The organism is Amaricoccus sp., assembly GCF_036846665.1.
Lineage (GTDB): Bacteria > Pseudomonadota > Alphaproteobacteria > Rhodobacterales > Rhodobacteraceae > Amaricoccus.
Genome location: NZ_DAIUBO010000227.1, coordinates 1 through 6015, shown reverse-complemented (window position 1 = coordinate 6015; position 6015 = coordinate 1). Strand labels below are relative to the sequence as shown.

Below are 6015 nucleotides of genomic sequence, written 5' to 3'. Positions count from 1 at the left end.
CGTCAGCGGGTTCGTTCAATCCCCTCATTTCAGCCGCTTCTGTGCAACAACGCCAATCCGGTGCAGTTACCCTGCCCGTCAGCGACTCTCCGCCGCGTCGGCGAGGGCGTCGACCTCGGCGAGGACCTGCGAGAGCAGTTCCTTCGCCGCCTCGTTCTCGGTTTGGAGCCGGTCGATCTCGGCCTGGGCGCCGCGATGATGCATGCTCGATTCGAGCTTGAGCGCATTGGCCGCGAGCATCGCCGATTTCGCCTCGGCGATGCGCGCGCGCTCCTCGGCGGAGCGGATGCGTTCCTCGGCATTGGCGAGGCGCTGCTCGACCGCCATCATCGTGTCGCCGAGCATCAGCCCGGCGAGCAGCAGCATGCGCTTCTCCACCGAGCGGCCCATCTCGTCGGTGAGACGGCTGGCCTCGGCGTCGAGCAGGGCCGCGGCGCGTTCGAGCGAGGCTTCCTGGCCCGACTCGCAGGCGACCTCGTAGAGACGGCCGCCGATCTCAAGCGTCAGTTCGGGCATGTCAGACCTCCTCGATCAGCGGCTTGAGCTGGGCGATGAGCTCGTCGAGATGCGCCACGTCCCTGTCCCGCTTCTCGCGGAGACGCTCGAGTTCGGCATTGAGTGCAACCCGTTCCTTTTCCAGCTCTTCCACGCGCCGGGCGAGGGAGGCATCCGCCGGAGCGGCGGCGGGTTTCGGGCGATCTTCGATTCCTGCGCGGAGACGGTTCAACGCGACGGTGAACCGGTTTTCTAGTTCGCTGATCTGGCTCATGTCCTGCGCTTTCGAGTTCGGTCGCCCCGTTTTAGGCACCCCCCCCCGACATTGCAATCTGTCACGGACACGGGCCCGGCGCTAGGGCGGGCGATCGAGGCGCGCGCAAGGCCCCTGCCGCCCGCCTTTGCGTCATGGCTGCGGAACCGCGCTCAGGCCGCTGTTTTCCCGAAGGAAGGTGCGCCCAGGCCCCGGCGGCGGCTGGCGGGCGGCCGCGCCCGGTTCGGAAAGCGCCTTGACCCGAGGCGGCCGGCTGGTATCAGTGCGGCCATTCTTGCGGCCCCGTCGCGGAACGGCCGCGCCCTGCGCGAGAAAGGCCAGACCCCGTGGAAATCTCAGAACTTCGTGAACGTCACCCCGATCACTGGATGAAGGCCGCCGCGCTGCGCGTGCTGGCTATGGATGCGGTGCAGAAGGCCAATTCCGGCCATCCTGGTATGCCGATGGGCATGGCCGACGTCGCCACCGTGCTTTTCGAGCGGCATCTGAAGTTCGACGCTAAGGCCCCCTACTGGCCGGATCGGGACCGCTTCGTGCTCTCGGCCGGCCACGGGTCGATGCTGCTCTACGGACTGCTCTACCTGACCGGCTACGAGGACATGACGCTCGACGAGTTGCGCAACTTCCGGCAGGTCGGGTCGAAGACCGCCGGGCATCCGGAATACGGCCATGCCAGCGGCATCGAGACCACGACCGGGCCGCTCGGCCAGGGGCTCGCCAATGCCGTCGGCATGGCGATGGCCGAGCAGGCGCTGCAGGCCCGGTTCGGTCGGAAGATCGTCGATCACCATACTTACGTGATCGCCGGCGACGGCTGCCTGATGGAGGGGATCAGCCACGAGGCGATCGGGCTCGCGGGCAAGCAGAAGCTCTCGAATCTCATCGTCTTCTGGGACAACAACGGCATCTCGATCGACGGCAAGGTCATCCTGTCGGACGTCACCGACCAGAAGCAGCGCTTCAGGGCCGCCGGCTGGTCGGTGCATGAATGCGACGGGCACGATCCGGCCGACATCGAGCGGGCGATCATCGAGGCCAAGTCGAGCGAATGGCCGGCGATTATCGACTGCCGCACCCATATCGGCTTCGGCGCCCCGAGCAAGCAGGACACCAAGGCCGCCCATGGCTCGCCGCTCGGGCCCGAGGAGATCGCGAAGGTCCGCGAGATCTACGGCTGGCCCTGGGCGCCCTTCGAGATCCCCGAGGAGGTGCTGCGCGGCTGGCGCGGGATCGGAGCCCGCGGCACGGAGGCGCATGCCGCCTGGAAGGCGCGCTTCGGCAAGCTCTCGGGGGCGAAGCAGGCGGAATTCGAGCGGATCGTCGCGGGCGAGGCGCCGAAGAAGCTCGGCACGGCGCTCGCCGCCTTCCGCAAGGCGACGGTCGAATCCGCCCCGAAAGTGGCAACGCGCAAATCCTCGGAGCTGGTGCTCGAGGTGGTCAATTCGGTGATGCCCGAGACCCTGGGCGGCTCGGCGGATCTGACCGGCTCGAACAACACGCTGACCGAGGGCCTCGGCACCTTCGCGCCGGAGAGCCGCGGCGGGCGCTACGTCCATTACGGCATCCGCGAGCACGGCATGGCCGCGGCGATGAACGGCATGGCCGTGCATGGCGGGGTGGTGCCCTATGGCGGCACCTTCCTCTGCTTCGCCGATTACGCGCGCGGCGCGATGCGGCTCTCGGCGCTGATGGGCACGCGGGTGGTCTATGTGATGACCCACGATTCGATCGGGCTCGGCGAGGACGGGCCGACGCACCAGCCGGTCGAGCATCTGGCGATGCTGCGGGCGACGCCGAACATGCAGGTCTTCCGCCCCGCCGACACGATCGAGACCGCGGAGGCCTGGGAGCTCGCGCTGACGAGCCTGCGCACGCCCTCGGTGCTGGCGCTGACCCGGCAGAACCTGCCCACGGTGCGCACGCGGCACACGAGGCAGAACCTGACCGCGCGCGGGGCCTATGTGCTCGAGGAGGCGGTGGCGCGGCGCAAGGCGATCCTGATCGCCACCGGGTCGGAAGTGGAGATCGCGCTCGAGGCGCGGATCCTGCTCGAGCGCAAGGGGATCGGCACGCGCGTCGTCTCCATGCCCTGCTGGGAGCTCTTCGCGGCCCAGGAGGAGAAATACCGCAAGTCGGTGCTGCCCGCCGGGCCGGTGCGGGTCGGGGTGGAGGCGGCGGTGCGCTTCGGCTGGGACCGCTGGCTCTGCGGCGAGCGCGGCGCCGAGAAGAAGGCGGGCTTCGTCGGCATGGCCGGCTTCGGCGGCTCCGGGCCGATCGAGGCGCTCTATCCGCATTTCGGCATCACCGCCGAGGCGGTGGTGGCCGAGGTCGAGGCATTGCTCTAGGGGGAGGCGGCCGTGGGCTGGAAGACGCTCGACGACATGGATCTCGACGGCAAGGTGGTGCTGACCCGCGTCGACATCAACGTGCCGGTGGAGAATGGCAAGGTCACCGATGCGACGCGGATCGAGCGGATCCTGCCGACGCTGAGGGACATCCTTTCCAAGGGCGGCAAGCCGGTGCTGCTGGCGCATTTCGGGCGGCCGAAGGGCAAGCCGGTGCCGGAGATGAGCCTGCGCGTGGTGCTGCCGGCGCTGGAGGAGGCGCTCGGCCGGCCGGTGGCCTTCGCCGGCGATTGCATCGGCGAGGCCGCGGCCGAGGCGATCGGGGATCTGCCGGCGGGCGGCGTGCTCCTTCTGGAAAACACGCGCTTCCACAAGGAAGAGGAAACCAACGACCCGGACTTCGCCGGGGCGCTGGCCGCCAATGGCGACGTCTATTGCAACGACGCCTTCTCGGCGGCGCACCGGGCCCATGCCTCCACCGAAGGCATCGCGCATCTGATGCCCTCCTGCGTCGGGCGGCTGATGCAGGAGGAGCTGACCGCGCTGGAGAAGGCGCTGGGCAAGCCCGAGCGGCCGGTGATGGCGGTGGTGGGCGGGGCGAAGGTCTCGACCAAGCTGGAGCTCCTGGGCAATCTCATCGACCGGGTGGATTCGATCGTGATCGGCGGCGGCATGGCCAATACCTTCCTCGCCGCCCAGGGCCTCGAGGTCGGCAAGTCGCTATGCGAGCATGACATGACCGGCACCGCGCGCGAGATCCTCGCCAAGGCCGGGGACGGCGGCTGCACCATCCTGCTGCCCGTGGACGTGGTGGTGGCGCGGGAGTTCAAGGCGGGTGCGGCGCATGAGATCGTGCCGGCGAGCGCCTGCCCGGCCGATGCGATGATCCTCGACGCCGGCCCGGCGACAATCGCGCGCATCGCCGCGGCCTTCGGCGAGGCGCGCACGCTGGTCTGGAACGGCCCGCTCGGCGCCTTCGAGATCGCCCCCTTCAACGCCGCGACCGATGCCGCCGCGCGCCAGGCGGCGAGCCTGACCCGCGCCGGGCGGCTGCTCTCGGTGGCCGGGGGCGGCGATACGGTGGCCGCACTCAACGCCAGCGGCTCGGCGGAGGCGTTCTCCTATGTCTCCACCGCCGGCGGCGCGTTCCTGGAATGGCTTGAAGGCAAGACGCTGCCCGGCGTCGCCGCACTCGATCAGGGCTGAGCCCGCAGCACCTCACCAACGGAGAAGACCATGAAGGCCACGCGCACAGTCCAGAAGATCCTCGCCAACTACGAAGGCGAAACCCCGGGAGTGAAGGCCAATCTCTGCCGCATGCTGATGGCCGGCAAGCTCGGCGGCACCGGCAAGATGATCATCCTGCCGGTCGATCAGGGCTTCGAGCACGGGCCCGCGCGCAGCTTCGCGCCGAACCCGGCGGCCTATGACCCGCATTACCATTACCAGATCGCCATCGACGCGGGCCTGAACGCCTATGCCGCGCCGCTCGGCATGCTCGAGGCCGGCGCGGACAGCTTTGCAGGCCAAATCCCGACGATCCTGAAGGTCAATTCCTCCAACTCGCTGCTACCCGGCGCCGCCCCCAAGGATCAGGCGATCACCGCGAGCGTCGCGGATGCGCTGCGGCTCGGCTGCTCGGCGATCGGCTTCACGGTCTATCCCGGCTCCACCGCCAGCCTCGAGATGTTCGAGGAGATCGCCGCGATGCGCGCCGAGGCGGCATCGGTCGGCGTGGCGACGGTGATCTGGTCCTATCCGCGCGGCGAGGAGCTTTCCAAGGACGGCGAGACGGCGATCGATGTCACCGCCTATGCGACGCAGATCGCGGCCCTGCTCGGCGCCCATGTGATCAAGGTCAAGCTCGCGAGCGACTTCCTCGATCAGAAGGAAGCGAAGAAGTCCTATACCGACAATGCGATCGACATCTCGAGCCAGGCGGCCCGTGTCGCCGATTGCGTCCGCTCGGCCTTCGGCGGGCGGCGGATCATCGTCTTCTCCGGCGGGGCGGCCAAGGGGGCGGATTCGGTCTATGACGACGCCCGCGCGATCCGCGACGGCGGCGGCAACGGCTCGATCATCGGGCGCAACACCTTCCAGCGCTCGCGCGAGGATGCGCTCGCGATGCTGGGCAAGCTCGTGGAGATCTACAAGGGCCGCGACTGAGACCGGCGACCCGCGCCGTCGACGATCACCCCACGCGGGCTAATCGTTCCCTGCCGGATCGACCGGTGTCGATCGGCGGGGAGGCTGCACCTTCCGCACATCGGAAGGCCCGGGCGAATTGGGGGATTCCCTTTCGCCCGGATTTCTGGCATGGTCGCGCGCGAGGCAGGTAGAGTTCGCAACGGGCTGAAATGCATAACCAATCGGAGCCGGCGCACAGAAGGTTCGGCGGCGCGCTCTTCGCCACGGCGCTCATCGCGACGATGGGCTACCTGAGCTTCGCCGCGCTCCAAGGCGAGCATGGGCTCTTCCGTCTCTTCCAGATCGAGGCGCAGGAGGCCAAGCTGCGCAGTGAGCTCGCCGCGCTCAAGTCCGAGCGCGCCGCGATCGAGAACAAGACCCGCCGGCTGTCGGACCGGAGCCTCGACCTCGACCTGCTCGACGAACAGGCCCGCAAGGTTCTGAGCCTAGCCCGCACCGACGAGATCCTGATCCCCTGAGCCCGGACGGCCGGGCAATCGCGAAGCCGAGGCCGAATCTCGGGATAGGGATAAGGCCGCGCGCCGCGCGGCCCGCACCACATTCCCCCGGACCGAGAAGGCGAGGCGCCGGTGGCGCCTTGCCTGGTCCGGTCGCCCGGAGGCGCGCGCCGCAGGGCGAGGGAAATACAGCAGCACCATCGGTTGAGGATGGGGACGCGCCGGCCCTGGACGGCGAGCAAGCGCGCCGGCCCCC

General features: G+C 69.0%; 6 protein-coding genes. 4 read left to right on the top strand and 2 right to left on the bottom strand.

Features of this window, described 5'->3' with window-relative positions:
• Positions 1-78: 78 nt before the first annotated feature.
• Together zapA and V7050_RS17185 are read right to left on the bottom strand one after the other, a co-directional pair.
• Positions 79-516 carry a cell division protein ZapA gene (zapA, locus tag V7050_RS17190; RefSeq protein WP_324369751.1) on the bottom strand — a complete coding sequence of 146 codons (438 nt, stop codon included), beginning with the start codon at positions 514-516 and terminating at the stop codon, positions 79-81.
• 1 nt (position 517) lies between these two features.
• Positions 518-769, bottom strand: coding sequence for a hypothetical protein (locus V7050_RS17185; RefSeq protein WP_324369749.1), 252 nt, complete (start codon positions 767-769; stop codon positions 518-520).
• A gap of 326 nt (positions 770-1095) precedes the next feature.
• Between V7050_RS17185 and tkt the strand changes: the two genes are divergently transcribed.
• From tkt to V7050_RS17165, 4 genes are all read left to right on the top strand, one after another.
• Positions 1096-3114 (top strand): transketolase, encoded by a 2019-nt coding sequence (gene tkt / locus V7050_RS17180; protein ID WP_324369747.1) that lies wholly within the window; start codon positions 1096-1098, stop codon positions 3112-3114.
• A gap of 12 nt (positions 3115-3126) precedes the next feature.
• On the top strand, positions 3127-4320 hold the full coding sequence (locus V7050_RS17175; protein WP_324410901.1) for a phosphoglycerate kinase: 1194 nt from the start codon (positions 3127-3129) through the stop codon (positions 4318-4320).
• Between the two features lie 30 nt (positions 4321-4350).
• The gene (locus V7050_RS17170) at positions 4351-5280 is read left to right on the top strand and encodes a class I fructose-bisphosphate aldolase (RefSeq protein WP_324369743.1); all 930 of its coding nucleotides are present in this window, start codon (positions 4351-4353) and stop codon (positions 5278-5280) included.
• 191 nt (positions 5281-5471) lie between these two features.
• A complete protein-coding gene (locus V7050_RS17165; RefSeq protein WP_324369742.1) occupies positions 5472-5780 on the top strand; it encodes an FtsB family cell division protein in 309 nt (102 codons plus the stop codon).
• Positions 5781-6015 lie beyond the last annotated feature (235 nt).